General features: G+C 72.9%; 17 protein-coding genes. 2 read left to right on the top strand and 15 right to left on the bottom strand.

The genetic code is table 11. From position 1 onward, the window contains the following. Nucleotides 1-96: 96 nt before the first annotated feature. The gene (locus IF55_RS21525; protein WP_030887825.1) at nt 97-1,011 is read right to left on the bottom strand and encodes an SDR family NAD(P)-dependent oxidoreductase; all 915 of its coding nucleotides are present in this window, start codon (nt 1,009-1,011) and stop codon (nt 97-99) included. A gap of 209 nt (nt 1,012-1,220) precedes the next feature. On the opposite strand from IF55_RS21525, the gene IF55_RS21520 reads away from it, so the two are divergent. Continuing rightward, a complete protein-coding gene (locus tag IF55_RS21520) occupies nt 1,221-2,438 on the top strand; it encodes a macrolide family glycosyltransferase (RefSeq protein WP_030887828.1) in 1,218 nt (405 codons plus the stop codon). A 59-nt stretch (nt 2,439-2,497) separates the two neighbouring features. On the opposite strand, the gene IF55_RS21515 is transcribed toward IF55_RS21520, so the two are convergent. The 3 genes from IF55_RS21515 to IF55_RS21505 form a co-directional block, all read right to left on the bottom strand. Then, the gene (locus IF55_RS21515) at nt 2,498-2,941 is read right to left on the bottom strand and encodes a MarR family winged helix-turn-helix transcriptional regulator (RefSeq protein ID WP_030887831.1); all 444 of its coding nucleotides are present in this window, start codon (nt 2,939-2,941) and stop codon (nt 2,498-2,500) included. A 147-nt stretch (nt 2,942-3,088) separates the two neighbouring features. Further along, the gene (locus IF55_RS21510; protein ID WP_030887834.1) at nt 3,089-3,454 is read right to left on the bottom strand and encodes a DUF6204 family protein; all 366 of its coding nucleotides are present in this window, start codon (nt 3,452-3,454) and stop codon (nt 3,089-3,091) included. Between the two features lie 373 nt (nt 3,455-3,827). Next, nucleotides 3,828-4,154 (bottom strand): hypothetical protein, encoded by a 327-nt coding sequence (locus IF55_RS21505; RefSeq protein ID WP_157854496.1) that lies wholly within the window; start codon nt 4,152-4,154, stop codon nt 3,828-3,830. A 146-nt stretch (nt 4,155-4,300) separates the two neighbouring features. Between IF55_RS21505 and IF55_RS21500 the strand changes: the two genes are divergently transcribed. Then, nucleotides 4,301-4,636 (top strand): cupin domain-containing protein, encoded by a 336-nt coding sequence (locus tag IF55_RS21500; RefSeq protein WP_245661287.1) that lies wholly within the window; start codon nt 4,301-4,303, stop codon nt 4,634-4,636. A 36-nt stretch (nt 4,637-4,672) separates the two neighbouring features. Here IF55_RS21500 and IF55_RS21495 read toward each other — a convergent pair whose 3' ends face one another. The 11 genes from IF55_RS21495 to IF55_RS21440 form a co-directional block, all read right to left on the bottom strand. Next, nucleotides 4,673-5,416 carry a HalD/BesD family halogenase gene (locus IF55_RS21495; RefSeq protein WP_157854498.1) on the bottom strand — a complete coding sequence of 248 codons (744 nt, stop codon included), beginning with the start codon at nt 5,414-5,416 and terminating at the stop codon, nt 4,673-4,675. A gap of 151 nt (nt 5,417-5,567) precedes the next feature. Further along, the gene (locus tag IF55_RS21490) at nt 5,568-6,344 is read right to left on the bottom strand and encodes a sirohydrochlorin chelatase (RefSeq protein ID WP_030887842.1); all 777 of its coding nucleotides are present in this window, start codon (nt 6,342-6,344) and stop codon (nt 5,568-5,570) included. Further along, on the bottom strand, nt 6,344-7,261 hold the full coding sequence (locus IF55_RS21485; RefSeq protein ID WP_030887845.1) for an ABC transporter permease: 918 nt from the start codon (nt 7,259-7,261) through the stop codon (nt 6,344-6,346). Before IF55_RS21485 ends, IF55_RS21490 begins: the two co-directional genes overlap by 1 nt. Then, complete coding sequence (locus tag IF55_RS21480; protein ID WP_030887848.1) at nt 7,248-8,054, bottom strand: ABC transporter ATP-binding protein; 807 nt, start codon at nt 8,052-8,054, stop codon at nt 7,248-7,250. The genes IF55_RS21485 and IF55_RS21480 overlap by 14 nt, the downstream gene beginning before the upstream one ends. Nucleotides 8,055-8,105: 51 nt before the next feature. After that, complete coding sequence (locus IF55_RS21475) at nt 8,106-9,212, bottom strand: aliphatic sulfonate ABC transporter substrate-binding protein (protein WP_030887850.1); 1,107 nt, start codon at nt 9,210-9,212, stop codon at nt 8,106-8,108. A 207-nt stretch (nt 9,213-9,419) separates the two neighbouring features. Further along, the gene (locus tag IF55_RS21465; protein ID WP_030887855.1) at nt 9,420-10,781 is read right to left on the bottom strand and encodes a sulfate adenylyltransferase subunit 1; all 1,362 of its coding nucleotides are present in this window, start codon (nt 10,779-10,781) and stop codon (nt 9,420-9,422) included. 2 nt (nt 10,782-10,783) lie between these two features. Continuing rightward, nucleotides 10,784-11,719, bottom strand: a complete 936-nt coding sequence (gene cysD, locus IF55_RS21460; protein ID WP_030887858.1) for a sulfate adenylyltransferase subunit CysD — start codon at nt 11,717-11,719, stop codon at nt 10,784-10,786. After that, nucleotides 11,716-12,261, bottom strand: coding sequence for an adenylyl-sulfate kinase (gene cysC / locus IF55_RS21455; protein ID WP_030887860.1), 546 nt, complete (start codon nt 12,259-12,261; stop codon nt 11,716-11,718). Before cysC ends, cysD begins: the two co-directional genes overlap by 4 nt. 25 nt (nt 12,262-12,286) lie before the next feature. Continuing rightward, complete coding sequence (locus IF55_RS21450; protein WP_030887862.1) at nt 12,287-12,979, bottom strand: phosphoadenylyl-sulfate reductase; 693 nt, start codon at nt 12,977-12,979, stop codon at nt 12,287-12,289. Continuing rightward, nucleotides 12,976-13,167 (bottom strand): hypothetical protein, encoded by a 192-nt coding sequence (locus tag IF55_RS21445; protein WP_030887866.1) that lies wholly within the window; start codon nt 13,165-13,167, stop codon nt 12,976-12,978. The genes IF55_RS21450 and IF55_RS21445 overlap by 4 nt, the downstream gene beginning before the upstream one ends. After that, nucleotides 13,164-14,867: a nitrite/sulfite reductase gene (locus tag IF55_RS21440; protein WP_030887879.1), complete on the bottom strand. Its 1,704-nt coding sequence runs from the start codon at nt 14,865-14,867 to the stop codon at nt 13,164-13,166. The genes IF55_RS21445 and IF55_RS21440 overlap by 4 nt, the downstream gene beginning before the upstream one ends. Between the last annotated feature and the right edge of the window lie 232 nt (nt 14,868-15,099).

The raw sequence follows: 15,099 nt of genomic DNA, 5'->3' as shown, positions 1-15,099 counted from the left end.
ATGTGCGGGCGTTCGCGGGCCGGCGGGTGGCTTCGGGGTGGGCGGGACTGCCCGCCGCGGTCGGGCGGCGGGCGTCCTGCGGTGGGGGGCCTGGGCTCATCCGGGGTGCTGGGTGTTGGCCTGGGTGGTGGTCAGGGGTGCGTGGGTCTGGCTGAGCCGGCGTACGGCGTCGACGATGCGGGGGTTGGTCGCGGCGCGGGACGGGGTGACGGGAGTGGCCGAGGAGCCGATGACGAGGCCGGTCCGGCCGGCCAGCGCGGGGTCGGTGGCGGCGGTGATCGAGGGCCGGGCGGCCGTGGCCGCGGTGGCGGAGGTGGCGCGTACGAACATGCGGCGCACCAGCGGCCACACCAGCCGCAACGCCGGGGAGACGATATCCGGGTTGGTCATGGTGCCGTTGGTCATGTCGGTCGCGGCGCCGCCGGGATCGGCTGCGAGGACCGACACGCCCGTCCCCTGCAAGCGCTTGGCCAGGTCGAGCGTGTAGGCGAGGTTGGCCAGCTTGGCGCGCCCGTACCAGTGGAAGGCGTAGTAGCCGCCCGGCGGTTCGACCTCGTCGAACACCCGCCTGGCGACGGCGACCGAGACCGAGGTCACGTTCACGACGCGGCTGGGGGCCCCGGCCGTGAGGGTGGGCAGCAGAAGTTCGGTCAGCAGGTAGGGCGAGAGGTGGTTGACCACGAACGACCCTTCGAGGCCGTCGATGTCCTGACGCTTGGTGAACATCGCCCCCACGTTGTTGACCAGCACCGTCAACGGTTCCCCCGACGCCGCGTGCTCGGCGGCGAGCGTGCCGGCCAGGGCGCGGACCTGGTCGAGCGAGGCCAGGTCGGCGGCGAGGAACCGGCCGGGGTGCGCGGGGTTCTCCGCGTTGATCCGCTCGACCGCCCTGGCGCCCCGGTCGGCGTCGCGGCCGATCACGGTGACGGCGAACCCCGCGGCGGCCAGCCCCAGCGCCGTCTCCAGGCCGATGCCGCCGGTGCCGGCCGTGACCACGGCTGTCTTCGTCATGCACCTCTCCCCTCACTCAATCGGATAGATCATCCGGTTGGGCGGGACGATAGCAGAAGTGGATGGCCTATCCAGTTACGAGTTCCGATCGGCCGGAGTGGTGATCGTGAAGGGGCTTTGCCTTCGGCCGGGTGCGTGCGGGCGCTGACGCGCGCACGGGCGCGAAACTACGTTGCACGATACGTATCGTCTCGCATAGCGTGCCGATCATGCCTACGCCACAGCGCGCCCATATCGCCATGTTCAGCATCGCCGCCCACGGCCATGTGCAGCCCAGCCTGGACGTCATCCGCGAGCTCGTCGCCCGCGGCCACCGCGTCACGTACGCCATCCCCGAGCCCATGGCCGAACTGGTCGCGAGCGTGGGCGCGGAGCCCGTCATCTACCGGTCGACGCTGCCGACGGAGGAGCGGCCCGGGGCGTGGGGGAGCGAGCTGATCGACCACGTCGAGATCTTCTTGAACGACGCGATCCAGGCGCTTCCGCAGCTCGCCGCCGCGTACGAGAGCGACCGCCCCGACCTGGTCCTGTACGACATCACCGCCTACCCGGCACGGGTGCTCGCCCACCGCTGGGGCGTCCCCATCGTGCAGCTCTCCCCGAACCTGGTCGCCTGGGAGGGGTACGACGAGGACCCCGTCTCCGAACCGTTCCGGGCCATGAAGGAGACCCCGCGCGGCGCGGCCTACGACCGGCGCTTCCGCGACTGGCTCACCGAGCACGGCATGACCATCGACCCCGACCTCTTCATCGGGCGGCCGGACCGGATCATCGCCCTCATCCCCCGCACCCTCCAGCCCCACGCCGACCGGGTCGACACCCGGCGCACCACCTTCGTCGGCTCCTGCCAGGGCGACGGCGGAAGCCAGGGCGACTGGCAGCGGCCCGCCGGGCTCGGCCCCGACGGCAAGGTGCTGCTGATCTCCCTCGGCTCCACGTTCACCGACCTGCCGGACTTCTACCGCGAGTGCGTCAAGGCGTTCGGGGACCTGCCCGGCTGGCACGTCGTGCTCCAGGTCGGCAAGCACGTCGACGCCGCGGATCTCGTCCCCGAGGGTGCCGCGATGCCCGCCAACATCGAGGTGCACCACTGGGTGCCGCAGGTCGCCGTCCTCGCCCAGGCCGACGCGTTCATCACGCACGCCGGGGCGGGCGGCTCACGCGAAGGGCTCGCCTCCGGGGTGCCGATGGTGGCCGTGCCGCAGGCCGTCGACCAGTTCGGCAACGCGGCGGTCCTGGAGGAGCTGGGCGTCGCCCGGCACGTACCCAACGAGGAGGCCACGGCCGAGCGGCTGCGCGAGGCCGTGCTGTCCCTCGTGGACGACCCGGCGGTCGCCGCCCGCTGCGCCGAGCTCAAGGCGGAGCTGGCGGCGGAGGGCGGCTCCCCGCGCGCCGCCGACCTCATCGAGGCGGAACTGCCGGGCTGACGGTTCGCCGGGCCACCCCCGTACGCGCGTATCCGCCGCGTGCGGGGGGCGGCTCCGGGTCAGCGGAGGCCGGCCCCGCCGAGCTGGGTGAGCAGGGCGGACAGGCGGCCGATGTCCTCGTTGCGCCACGCGGGTTCGGCGAAGAGATCGGCGGCGACCCGCTCGGCGGTGGCGAGCATGTCGGCCAGCCGCTCGCGCCCGGTCTCGGTCAGCGCGGCATGGGCCACGCGGCCATCACGGGCGTCCGCCTCCCGCGTGACCAGCCCGATCCGCTCCAGCGGGGCCAGGCCGCGGGTGACTCCGGAGGCGGTCAGGCCCAGCGTCTCGGCCAGGTCCACGCGGCGCATCCGGCCGCCGGGAGCCTGGCTCAGGCGCAGCAGCATCGTGAAGTCGGCCAGGCTCACGCCGTGCAGCCCGGACAGGCTGTTGTCGAACCGTTTGGCGAGGGCCAGTTGGGCCCGTACGAGCCGCAACGACACGTCCAGCGCCTCACTCAACGCCACCCTTTGCCGCCTCCTGTCGCCTACCGCCACCTTGACCACTCAAGCCCCCAGCGTATCAACAGCTTGCGTGGAACTTGAGCAGTCAAGGATATGGGTGGAGGCCGAGGCCGTTCAGAAGGTTCTGGGGGGCGGTGGAGTCGGCCGCGATCAGGGGTTCTTCCGGGCCGCCTCGCGGCGCTGGCGCTTCCCCAGCGGCGCCTGGGAGAGATCTTCCGCGCTGCTCCTGAGAGGCGTGTGGCCGTAGCCGCGCCCGGCCAGCCATGCCGTCGCCGCCTCTTCGGCGCGTTCGGTCGCCTCCAGGATGTCCTCCTCTTCCTCGCCCGAGTCCAGGAAGCGGAAGGTGAACGCGGGGCGCGCGGCCAGGTCGTAGCTGAGGTGCCCCTCGGGGGTGAAGGCCGCTCGCAGCATGTCGTGCTCCTCGGCCCGCGCCAGGAGTTCGGCGCGCTGATCGTCGGTGAGGTCGGCGAAGGCGCCGCGGACGGTGATGCGGAAGGTTCGGGTGCTGGTATTCATGCCGCGACTCTAACCAGCGCGATCGGCGCGCCTCCACCGCTATCGGTGCCGCCGCACCGGGTCCGATGCGGCGGCGCCCCGGCGGAATGCCCCCGGAAATCCGCACAGCGGCCACGGCCGCGAATCGGCCGCCCCGGGCGGCGGGTGGCCCGATGATGCCGCCGGGTAAAACCTGGCAGCCGTTGCCAATTCACTGTCCAATTTGCCGCCGTTGGTTGGGATTTGGAATTCCATAGGGACGTTGCGTATCTCACACATGGCTACGGAAGTTGAATTGAGCGTGTCAATCCGACAGGGTTTCAAGTCATCCCGCCGGGCCATGGACCGCCATCGACCGCCGTGCCTTTCCCCCACGACGCACGGCGGTCGATGGCTACCGGCGCGCCACCGGCTCGCCGATCCGAAATCGGCTGCCGTTGCGCGGACCGAGCCTGACGGCGATGTCCACGGCGGACGACGCCTCGTCCACGGCGAAGTCCTTTTCCGCCGCGGCGAGTCGCGCGCGCTTCTGTCCCCGGTACCGGAAATACACGGTGAGGCGGTGCTCACCAGGGGATACCGGGATTGTGGCGGTGCCCCATCGTGCCGCGTGCGCGCGTCCGTCGAGCTCGATCACCGGACTCGTCAGAAGGCGGTGGAACCACGCCGCGATGGGGGAGGGTCTGACGTCGACGGCGACAACTGCCCGTGAATCGGCCATATATCGATGCTAGGGCCCGTGAGGAAAGCGCTCGACGCGGCCCCGTGCGGGGCCCTTTCCTGGTGGTGATGGCACCTGGGTCGGCTCTCGGCGGCGTCCGCCGCCCATGGCATCCTTTCCTTCAACTGACCGAAAAGGAGTGCGGTATGGGCGGCGTCGCGAACGGCATGGACGGATACGTATGGGCCGAGGCGGCGAAGGTGCCGGCCAAGGAACTCTTTCCCGGTATCCGGCTGCGGACCCTGTGGACGGGGGAGAACGGCGCCTCGGCGCATGTCGTGGAGATCGACCCCGGCGCCCGCTGGGAAGGGATCGACGTCCACGAGCCGGGCCCCGAAGAGGTCTACGTCGCCTCCGGCGTCTTCAACGACGGCGTCCGCGACTACCCCGCGGGCAGCTTCATCCACGCCCCGGCCGGTTCCTCGCACATACCGCAGTCCACCACCGGCTGCACGCTCTTCGTCTTCTATCCCGAAGGCTGACGACGGGGCCGAAGGGGTAAACCCCGGGGCCGGCCGTCAGTTCCCGAGCGGCGCCGGGCGGCCCGCCCGGCCCTGCTCCGGTACGCGCGCCGCGCGCGGCACGGGCGACCGCGCCTCGTAGGAGAGCGCCAGCACCGTCCGGCGCAGCCCCGCCCGGCGCAGCGGGGTGACGCGGTGCACGACCGCGTCGCCGCGCAGCAGATACGCGTCGCCCGGCCGGTGGTGCGCCCGCCGGGCCACGGCGCCGTCCAGCGCGGCCGGACCACGCTCGCCCGGCGCGTACTCCAGCAGCCCGCCGTCGCGCGGCGAGGAGGGCGCGTCGGCGCACAGCACGAACGTCAGCGGATGGCCGTCGAGGTGCGCGCCGTGCGTATCGCCCTGCCGGTGCAGCACATTGAGCACATAGCGCTCCAGCAGGTCCGGCGCCTCGGCGGTCTCGACCCCCGATATCCGGCGGATCAGCGCGGTCAGCTCCGCGTCCGCGTACAGCCGGGGGACCCACGGCGCGAGCGCGCCGATCATCTGCCCGCAGACCGTCGCCATGCGGCGCGGCGACGCGTCCGCGCGCGCCACCGTGAAGTCCCGCCGCCGCGCGAGCCGTTCCAGCCGCCGCGTCTCCGAGCGCAGCGCGCCCAGCCGGGCCCCGCGCACCACGCCCGGCAGCTTCACATATCCGTCCCGCTCGAACCGCTCCCGTAACCCGTCGTCCAGAGCGCCCGCTTCGGCGAGCTGGGCTAGGCGAGCCGGTTCGAGCACCGTCTCCACACTTCTGATCGGCACGATCGCACCTCCTCGGTCCGTACTGACCGTGGCCAACGTGCATCGCAGTGTAGGCATGGCCTCAGCCGTCACGTACGGCTCTTGGGAGGAAAAGACAGCTTCTGTACGGGCCGTTGGCGTCCCCTTGGCGGCCGGGCGCACCGGTCCCCGGTCAGGCGCTGAGCGCCGCGACGCCCTCGGCGGCCACGGCCTGCCCGTACCGGCGTGCCACCAGCCGCGCCAACTCCTCGCCCGGCCCCAGCACATCGGCGAGCACGTCCGCGCCCGCCTCCCGCGCGCCCCGCTCGATACGGTCCGGCAGCCGGCCGGGCGCGATGACGTACGGGGCCACGGCGACGCGCCGGACCCCTTCGGCGCGCAGTTCCCGCACCGCGTCCTCGGTCCGCGGCGGCCGGGCGGAGGCGAACGCGGGCCGCACGGCGCACCAGCCGGTGCGCTGCCACTCCCGCGCGAACTCGGCGAGCACCGCGTTCGCCTCCGGATCGCTGGAGCCCGCCGAGGCCAGCACGACCCCGGTCGAGCCCCGGTCCTCGGGCCGTACCCCGGCCTCGTACAGCCGCCGTTCCAGTGCGCGCGCCAGCAGCCGCGACGGCCCCAGCACCCCGGCCTGGCGGATCGCGAGCCCCGGCAGCCGGGCCGCCGCCGCGTGCAGCACGGCCGGGATGTCGGACTTCGCGTGGAACGCCCGGGTCAGCAGCAGCGGCAGGGCGACCACCTCTCGTACCCCGTCCGCGGCGAGCCGCGACAGCGCCTGCGCCACGCTCGGCGCGCAGAAGTCCAGATAGCCGGCCTCGACGCGCAGGTCCGGGCGGAGCGCGCGGACGCGGGCGGCGAGCGCGGCGACCGTCGCCGCGTGCCGCGGGTCGCGGCTGCCGTGGGCGACGACGAGCAGCGCGGGGGCCGGGGCCGCCACCTCTCGCAGGCCCATCAGCGGGCGCCCGCCAGCAGGCCGCGGTTGCGCAGCACCCGGCGCTCCAGCGGGCTGAAGATGATCAGGTCGATGGCGATGCCGACGACGAGGATGAGCGCGATGCCGAGCAGCACGCCCGGCATGTCCGAGTCGGTACGGGCGTTCTCCAGGTACTGGCCCAGCCCCAGCCCGAGATCGGGCGAGGAGGCGATGAGTTCGGCGGCCATCAGGGACCGCCAGGAGAACGCCCAGCCCTGCTTGAGCCCCGAGATATAGCCCGGCAGCGCGGCCGGCAGCAGCACGTGCCACGCCCCGCGCACCCCGGTCGCGCCGATGGTGCGGCCCGCGCGCAGATACAGCGGCGGCACCTGGTCGATGCCGGAGACCAGGCCGTTGGCTATCGAGGGCACCGCGCCCAGCAGGATCACCGCGTACATCGCGGCATCGGTGATGCCCAGCCAGATCACGGCGGCCGGCACCCACGCCACCGACGGCAGCGACTGGAGGCCGGAGAGGATCGGGCCGAGCGCGGAGCGCACCACCTTCACGCGCGCCACCAGCAGCCCCAGCGGCGTGCCGAGGGCGAGCGCGGCGAGGAACCCCAGCAGCCCGCGCGAGACGCTCGTCCAGACGATGCCGCCGAGCGTGCCCTGGAGCCACAGGCCGCGCAGGCTCCGCCAGACGGCCGACGGGTCGGGCAGCTTGTAGTCGTCGGTGACCTCCGCGAGGACGAGGAGTTTCCACACCGCGAGGACGAGCAGCACGGCGACGACGGGCGGCAGCACCTTGTGGAGCAGGGTGTGCGTGATCGGCACCCGCTTGACCTGCACGGCGTCGAGGGCGTCCAGCCCGGCCTCGACGCTCGCCAGGTCGCCCCGGCCGTCCGGCCCGCCCCTCTCCCCGGCGGCGGCGGTGGTCGTCTCAGTGCCGGCCATGACGGCGGATCTCCCCACGCAGTTCTTCGGTGATCTCGACGGACAGGTCCGCCACGGCGGCGTCCTCGATGCGGCGCGGCTGCGGTATGTCCACCGCCCACTCGCGCGCGACCCGGCCCGGTCGCGAGGACAGCAGCACCACGCGCTCGCCGAGCCGCACGGCCTCGCGGACGTTGTGCGTGACGAAGAGGACCGACAGCTCCGTCCCCTCCCACACCCGCGTCAGCTCGCCGTGCAGCACATCGCGGGTGATCGCGTCCAGCGCCGCGAACGGCTCGTCCATCAGCAGCACCTTGGAGTCCTGCGCGAGCGCGCGGGCCAGCGCGACGCGCTGCCGCATCCCGCCCGACAGCTCGTGCACCCGCTTGCCGTACGCGCCGCCGAGCCGTACGAGATCCAGCAGCCGTTCCGCCTCCGCGCGCCGCCCGGCCCGCGGCACCCCGCGCATCCGCAGGGCGAGTTCGATGTTGCGGCCCGCGGTGAGCCACGGGAACAGTGCGTGCTCCTGGAACATCAGCGCGGGCCGGCCGCCGGGCACCTCGATGGTGCCGGACGTCGGCGCGTCCAGCCCCGCCACCAGGTTCAGCAGCGTCGACTTGCCGCAGCCGGAGGCGCCCAGGAGGCACACGAACTCGCCCGGCCGGACGTCGAGGGTGATGTCGTCGAGGACGGGCTGGGCCGTGCCGGGGCGGCCGAAGGTCTTGTGGACGCGGGAGATCCGTACGGCGGCCGGGGCGGTCGCGCCGTCGTGGTCGTCCCTCAGGGGCTTCTCGGTGGTCAGTGCCGGTGCCATCGCCGGTCACCTCCTGTCAACTGGTGGGCGGTACGGAGGGGGAGCGGGGCGTCACCGCTCGCCGAGCCCCGCGGCGTCGACCGCCGGCCGGTTCTCGGCCCGCAGCACCTTGTTGAGGAGCCGCAGATCGTAGATGCCGCGCAGATCGGGCTCGGAGAGCAGCCCGGCCTTGACGGCGTGCCGCGCCTCGGCGTCCAGGGTCGAGGCCAGCGGGTCGTCGGTGACGCGGATGCTCTGCCACGCCGGGTCGAGGATCTCGGGCGGCAGTCCCTTGCCCGCCAGGACCCCCAGCGCCGCGTTGGCCGAGGCCCGGGCCTTGGCGGGGTTCGCCCTGATCCAGGCGTTGGTCTTCACCGAGCCGCGCAGCACGGCCTCGACGGCGTCCGGGTGCCGGGCCAGGAACTTCTGCGACACGATCACATTGGTGATCACGAACTTGCGGTCCGGCCACAGCGCGGACTCGTCCAGCAGCACCTTGCCGCCGTCGGCCACCAGCCGCGACGCGGTCGGCTCGGGCACCCACGCGCCGTCCACGGAACCGGACTTGAAGGCGTCCGGAGTCACCTTGTTGTCCGTACGGACCACCGACACGTCGCCCTTGCCGCTGCGCGGGTCGACCTTCCAGCCGCGCTGGGCGATCCAGTTGAGGAACGCCACGTCCTGGGTGTTGCCCTTCTGCGGCGTGGCGATCTTCTTGCCCTTGACGTCGTCCAGGGAGGTGATCTTCTCGGGGTTCACCACCAGCTTCACGCCGCCGGACGCGGAGCCGGAGATGATCCGCAGCCCCGTGCCGTGCGTCTTGACGTAGCCGTTGATCGCCGGGGACGGGCCGATCCAGCCGATGTCGATGGAGCCCGCGTTGAGCGCCTCGATCTCGGAGGGGCCCGCGTTGAACGTCGTCGACTCGACCTTCGTGCCGCCCAGTTCCCGCTGGATGATCCCCTCGTGGTCGCCGACCAGGGCCGTCGCGTGCGTGAGGTTCGGGAAGTAGCCGATCTTCACCCTGTCGAGGCCGTCGGTCTTCTCGCCCGCCGCGCGGACCTTGCCGGTGGACTCCTGCCGCTGGGAGCCGTATCCGCAGGCCCCGAGGGCGCCGATCAGCAGCGGAAGGGCGGCGGCCGCGAGGAAGCGGCGGCGGGAGGGGGGCGGCGCGGGCATGGGGAGGGGTTCCTCTCACAGGGCCGGGAACAGCGCGCCCTGGGGCACGCCCGGCGGTTCGGCGGGGCTTCGGGACCGGGAGACACGCGGGAGAAGTGCGTCGTCAGCGCGCACATCGCCCGACCCCGCCCTGGCCGCTGCCGAGGGAGCCGCTGCCGACGCGGCCGCCCTCCTTGTCGAAGGTCGAGAAGAAGTCCCGCGCCGCCATCAGAAGTCCCAGCCCGCGTCGGCGGCGTTCGCAGCGGCGGAGTCCGCAGCGGGGCCGCCGTCCGCGAACGCCGCGCCCGCCATTCCCGCGGTCAGCGTCGTGCCGTCGGCGGGGTCGATCAGGAGGAAGGAGCCCGTGCGCCGGGAGTCGGCGTACGCGTCGAGCGCCAGCGGCTCGGCGGTGCGCAGGACGACCCGGCCGATGTCGTTGGCGGCCAGCGAGCCGGGGGAGGGGTGCTGGGAGAGGTCGTCGAGCGTCAGCCGCGAGGGGATGTCCTTGACGAGCGCCTTGACCGTACGGGTGGTGTGCTTGAGCAGCACCCGGTCGCCCGTCGCCAGCGGCCGGTCCGCGACATGGCAGACCGTCGCCTCGATGTCCCGCGTCACGGCGGGCGCGCCCGCGCTCGGCGCGATGAGGTCGCCGCGCGAGACGTCGAGGTCGTCGGCGAGGCGCAGGGTCACCGACTGCGGCGCCCAGGCCACGTCCACGCCCCGGCCCAGCGCGTCGATGCCGGTGATGGTGGACGTACGCCCCGACGGCAGGACCGTCACGGCGTCCCCGACGCGCAGCACGCCGGACGATATCTGCCCGGCGTAGCCCCGGTAGTCGGGGTGCTCGGCGGTCTGCGGGCGGATCACGACCTGCACGGGGAAGCGCGCGGCGTCCCGGGACGGGTCGGCGACCACGGCCACCGTCTCCAGGTGCTCCAGCACGGTCGGGCCGCCGTACCAGTCCATGTTCGCGGACGGGGTGACCACGTTGTCCCCGGCGAGCGCGGAGATCGGGATCGTGGTGATCTCCGGGACGCCGAGCGACGCCGCGTACGACGTGAACTCCTCGGCGATCGCCGCGAACACCGGCTCCGCGTACGCCACGAGGTCCATCTTGTTCACGGCGAGGACCACGTGCGGCACCCGCAGCAGGGCGGCCACCGCCGCGTGCCGGCGGGTCTGCTCGACCACGCCGTTGCGGGCGTCGACCAGCACCACGGCCAGCTCGGCGGTGGACGCGCCGGTGACCATGTTGCGGGTGTACTGCACATGCCCCGGGGTGTCGGCGAGGATGAACCGCCGCCGGGGCGTGGCGAAGTAGCGGTACGCGACATCGATGGTGATGCCCTGCTCGCGCTCGGCGCGCAGCCCGTCCGTGAGCAGCGCCAGGTCCGGCGCCTGCTGGCCGCGGCTGCGGGAGGCGTGCTCGACGGCTTCGAGCTGATCGCTGAGCACCGACTTGGAGTCGTGCAGCAGCCGCCCCACCAGGGTCGACTTGCCGTCGTCCACCGAACCGGCCGTCGCGAACCGCAGCAGCGACGTCGCGCCCGTACCGAGGGGGTCGAGGGAGGTGCCGAAGGTCGTGGTCATGGCTAGAAATACCCCTCGCGCTTGCGGTCCTCCATGGCGGCCTCGGACAGCTTGTCGTCGGCCCGGGTGGCGCCCCGCTCGGTGAGCCGGGACGCGGCGATCTCCGCGATGACCGCCTCGATCGTGGCGGCGTCCGAGTCCACGGCGCCGGTGCAGGACATGTCGCCGACCGTGCGGTAGCGGACCGTGCGCCGCTCGACGCGCTCGCCGTCCTTGGGCCCGCCCCACTCGCCGGGGGCCAGCCACATGCCGTCGCGGGCGAAGACCTCCCGCTCGTGCGCGTAGTAGATGGCGGGCAGCGCGACGGACTCCCGGCCGATGTACTGCCACACGTCCAGCTCCGTCCAGTTGGACAGCGGGAAGACGCGGACGTGCTCGCCGGGGGAGTGCCGGCCGTTGTAGAGCTGCCACAGCTCCGGGCGCTGGCGGCGCGGGTCCCAGCCGCCGAACTCGTCGCGCAGCGAGAACACCCGCTCCTTGGCGCGGGCCTTCTCCTCGTCGCGCCGGCCGCCGCCGAACACCGCGTCGAAGCGGCCCTTCTCGATGGCGTCGAGCAGCGGCACCGTCTGCAGCGGGTTGCGGGTGCCGTCGGGGCGCTCGCGCAGCCGCCCGTCGTCGATGAACTCCTGGACGGAGGCGACGTGCAGCCGCAGCCCGTGCTCCGCGACGACGCGGTCGCGGTAGTCGATGACCTCGGGGAAGTTGTGCCCGGTGTCCACGTGCAGCAGGGCGAACGGCACCGGCGCGGGCGCGAACGCCTTCAGCGCCAGGTGCAGCATCAGGATCGAGTCCTTGCCGCCGGAGAAGAGGATCACCGGCCGTTCGAACTCGCCCGCCACCTCGCGGAAGATGTGCACCGCCTCGGACTCCAGCGCGTCCAGGTGCGACAGGGCGTACGGGTTCTCGGTGTTCTCGGCTATGGCTGCCACCGTCGTCATGCCAGGCCCCTCTCACTGAGCAGCGCCAGCAGCGCCGCCGCGGACTCGTGGACACCCTGCTCATGGGCCGCGATCCGCAGATCCGGAGCGGCCGGTGCCTCATAGGGATCGTCTACCCCCGTGAGCCCCGTCAGCTCACCGGCCGCCTGTTTGGCGTAAAGCCCCTTGACGTCCCGTACCGAGCACACCTCGACGGGCGTGGCGACGTGCACCTCCAGATACGGGGTGCCGGCCTTCTGGTGCCGCTCGCGGACCGCCGCGCGGGAGTCCGCGTACGGCGCGATGACCGGGACCAGCGCCTTCACCCCGTTCGCGGCGAGCAGCCCGGCCACGTAGCCGATCCGCCGCACATTGGTGTCCCGGTCCGCGCGGGAGAAGCCGAGCCCCGCGGAGAGGAACTCGCGGATCTCGTCGCCGTCGAGCACCTCCACCCGGTGCCCGTCCGCGCGCAGCCGCTCCGCCAGCGCGTACGCGATCGTCGTCTTGCCGGCGCTCGGCAGCCCGGTCAGCCAGATCGTGGCCCCCTGGCCTCGCAGGCTCATCGTTCGCTCCTCAGGTCTCGTCATGTCAGCCGTGCAGCCCGCACTCGGTCTTGCCGCGGCCGGCCCAGCGCCCGGCGCGCGCGTCCTCGCCCGCCTGTACCCGCCGGGTGCAGGGCGCGCAGCCCACCGAGGCGTAGCCGTCCATCAGCAGCGGATTGGTGAGCACGCCGTGCTCGGCCACGTACGCGTCCACATCATCCTGGGTCCAGCGCGCTATCGGCGAGACCTTGACCTTGCCCCGCCTGGCGTCCCAGCCCACGACCGGCGTACCGGCCCGGGTCGGGGACTCGTCGCGGCGCAGCCCGGTGGCCCACGCGTCGTACCCGGCGAGCCCCGCCTCCAGCGGCCGCACCTTGCGCAGCGCGCAGCACAGGTCCGGGTCGCGGTCGTGCAGCCGCGGCCCGTACCGGGCGTCCTGCTCCGCCACCGACTGGCGCGGCGTCAGCGTGATCACCTCCACGTCCATGACGGCGGCGACCGCGTCACGGGTGCCGATCGTCTCCGGGAAGTGGTAGCCGGTGTCCAGGAAGACGACGGGCACGCCCGGCAGGACGCGCGAGGCGAGATGGGCGACGACCGCGTCCTCCATGGAGGAGGTGACGCAGAAGCGGGGGCCGAAGGTGTCGGCGGCCCAGCGCAGGATGTCGAGCGCCGGGGCGTCCTCCAGCCTCCGGCCCGCCTCCTCGGCGAGGTACGGCAGATCCGCGGTGGTCGTCACGCGCTGCCTCCTTGGGGGGATTCGACGGGGCCGCCGGGGGCGAAGCCCCTGGCCAGCAGCCCCCGGTAGGTGAGCTTGAAGGCGCGGTTGCAGGCGTGGCACTCCCAGGCCCCGTGCCCCTCCTCGGACGGGCGCAGGTCCTCCTCACCGCAGTACGGGCAGTGGAACGGTGCGGCGCGCTCGCTCATGACAGATCCGCCTCCGACGCGCGCGCCGCCCAGGTCGCGAACCGCTCGCCCGCCTCGCGCTGCGCCTCGAAACGCGTCAGCACGCGCTCCACGTAGTCGGGCAGCTCGTCCGAGGTGACCTTCAGGCCGCGGACCTTGCGGCCGAACCCGGCCTCCAGCCCCAGCGCCCCGCCGAGGTGCACCTGATAGCCCTCGACCTGGTTGCCGTGCTCGTCCAGCACGAGCTGCCCCTTGAGACCGATGTCCGCGGTCTGGATACGGGCGCAGGCGTTGGGGCAGCCGTTGATGTTGATGGACACGGGCTCCTGGAAGTCCGGCATCCGGCGCTCCAGCTCGTCGATCAGCCGGGCGCCGCGCGCCTTCGTCTCGACGATGGCCAGCTTGCAGAACTCGATGCCCGTGCAGGCCAGCGTGGCGCGCCGGAACGGCGACGGCGCGACCTGGAAGTCCAGCGCCTCCAGGCCCGCGACCAGCGAGTCGACCCGGTCCTCGGCCACGTCCAGGATGATCATCTTCTGCTCGACGGTGGTACGCAGCCGGTCCGAGCCGTGCGCCTCCGCCAGCTCGGCGACCTTCGTCAGGGTGGCCCCGTCGACCCGGCCGACGCGCGGCGCGAACCCCACGTAGAAACGGCCGTCCCGCTGCCGGTGCACGCCCACGTGGTCGCGCCAGCGGGAGGACGGCTCGTCGGGGGCGGGCCCGTCGACCAGCTTCCGCCCGAGGTACTCCTCCTCCAGCACCTGCCGGAAGCGGGCCGGGCCCCAGTCGGCCATCAGGTACTTCAGCCGCGCCCGGTTGCGCAGCCGCCGGTAGCCGTAGTCCCGGAAGATCCCGACGACCCCGGCCCATACGTCCGCGACCTCCGCCAGCGGCACCCACGCGCCCAGCCGCTCGGCGAGCCGCGGGCTGGTGGACAGCCCGCCGCCCACCCACAGGTCGAACCCCGGCCCGTGCTCCGGGTGCACGACCCCGACGAACGCGACATCGTTGATCTCGTGCACCACGTCCTGTACGGGCGAGCCCGAGACCGCCGTCTTGAACTTGCGCGGCAGGTTGGAGAACTCCGGGCTGCCGATGTAGCGGTCGTGGATCTCCTCCACCGCCGGCGTGCCGTCGATGATCTCGTCCGCGGCGACCCCGGCCACCGGCGAACCGATGATCACGCGCGGGCAGTCCCCGCACGCCTCCGTCGTGGACAGCCCCACGGCCTCCAGCTTCTCCCAGATCGCGGGCACGTCCTCGATCCGGATCCAGTGCAACTGGATGTTCTGCCGGTCGGTGATGTCGGCGGTGCCGCGCGCGTACTCCTCGGAGACCTCGCCGATCGCCCGCAACTGCCGGACCGTCAGCCGGCCGCCGTCGACGCGCACCCGCAGCATGAAGTGCTTGTCGTCCAGCTCCTCCGGCGCCAGGACCGCGGTCTTGCCGCCGTCGATGCCGGGCTTGCGCTGGGTGTAGAGGCCCCACCAGCGCATCCGGCCGCGCAGATCGCTGGGGTCGATCGAGTCGAAACCGGCCTTGGAGTAGATCGTCTCAATACGTGTCCGCACATTGAGACCGTCGTCGTCCTTCTTGAACTGTTCGTTGGCGTTGAGCGGCGTGTGGTGGCCCATGCCCCACTGGCCCTCGCCGCGGTGGCGGCCGGCCTTGCGGCGGGGCGGGGCGGCGGCGACGGGGCGTTCCGGCGTGGTGGCAGCCATGGCGGTGTCCTTCGGGGCGGCTCTGACATAGCGGATCGTGCCCGCGGGCACCCCGGCGGGCTCCGGGCGCGCGGACATGCCCGGCTGGGCGCGGGGGACCACGGCGGCGGAAGCGGATCAGGGGTGCGGTGCGGCTCGTCCACGCCGCCGCCGAGGCGAGCGGCGGGGCGGCGGGAAACGGCCGGGACGGCGGGGGAAGTCGGCGGTGCTGGGACTCTCAGCCCGCCGGACA

Origin of the sequence: Streptomyces varsoviensis, from assembly GCF_000718635.1 — a bacterium.
GTDB lineage: Bacteria > Actinomycetota > Actinomycetes > Streptomycetales > Streptomycetaceae > Streptomyces > Streptomyces varsoviensis.
This window is presented reverse-complemented; position numbering and strand designations above follow the sequence as displayed.

Coding starts and splice junctions, on each gene's coding strand:
- IF55_RS21525 (WP_030887825.1), bottom strand. CDS start 1,011: ATGACGAAGACAGCCGTGGTCACGGCCGGCACCGGCGGCATCGGCCTG.
- IF55_RS21520 (WP_030887828.1), top strand. CDS start 1,221: ATGCCTACGCCACAGCGCGCCCATATCGCCATGTTCAGCATCGCCGCC.
- IF55_RS21510 (WP_030887834.1), bottom strand. CDS start 3,454: ATGAATACCAGCACCCGAACCTTCCGCATCACCGTCCGCGGCGCCTTC.
- IF55_RS21505 (WP_157854496.1), bottom strand. CDS start 4,154: ATGGCCGATTCACGGGCAGTTGTCGCCGTCGACGTCAGACCCTCCCCC.
- IF55_RS21500 (WP_245661287.1), top strand. CDS start 4,301: ATGGGCGGCGTCGCGAACGGCATGGACGGATACGTATGGGCCGAGGCG.
- IF55_RS21490 (WP_030887842.1), bottom strand. CDS start 6,344: ATGGGCCTGCGAGAGGTGGCGGCCCCGGCCCCCGCGCTGCTCGTCGTC.
- IF55_RS21485 (WP_030887845.1), bottom strand. CDS start 7,261: ATGGCCGGCACTGAGACGACCACCGCCGCCGCCGGGGAGAGGGGCGGG.
- IF55_RS21480 (WP_030887848.1), bottom strand. CDS start 8,054: ATGGCACCGGCACTGACCACCGAGAAGCCCCTGAGGGACGACCACGAC.
- IF55_RS21475 (WP_030887850.1), bottom strand. CDS start 9,212: ATGCCCGCGCCGCCCCCCTCCCGCCGCCGCTTCCTCGCGGCCGCCGCC.
- IF55_RS21465 (WP_030887855.1), bottom strand. CDS start 10,781: ATGACCACGACCTTCGGCACCTCCCTCGACCCCCTCGGTACGGGCGCG.
- cysD (WP_030887858.1), bottom strand. CDS start 11,719: ATGACGACGGTGGCAGCCATAGCCGAGAACACCGAGAACCCGTACGCC.
- cysC (WP_030887860.1), bottom strand. CDS start 12,261: ATGAGCCTGCGAGGCCAGGGGGCCACGATCTGGCTGACCGGGCTGCCG.
- IF55_RS21445 (WP_030887866.1), bottom strand. CDS start 13,167: ATGAGCGAGCGCGCCGCACCGTTCCACTGCCCGTACTGCGGTGAGGAG.
- IF55_RS21440 (WP_030887879.1), bottom strand. CDS start 14,867: ATGGCTGCCACCACGCCGGAACGCCCCGTCGCCGCCGCCCCGCCCCGC.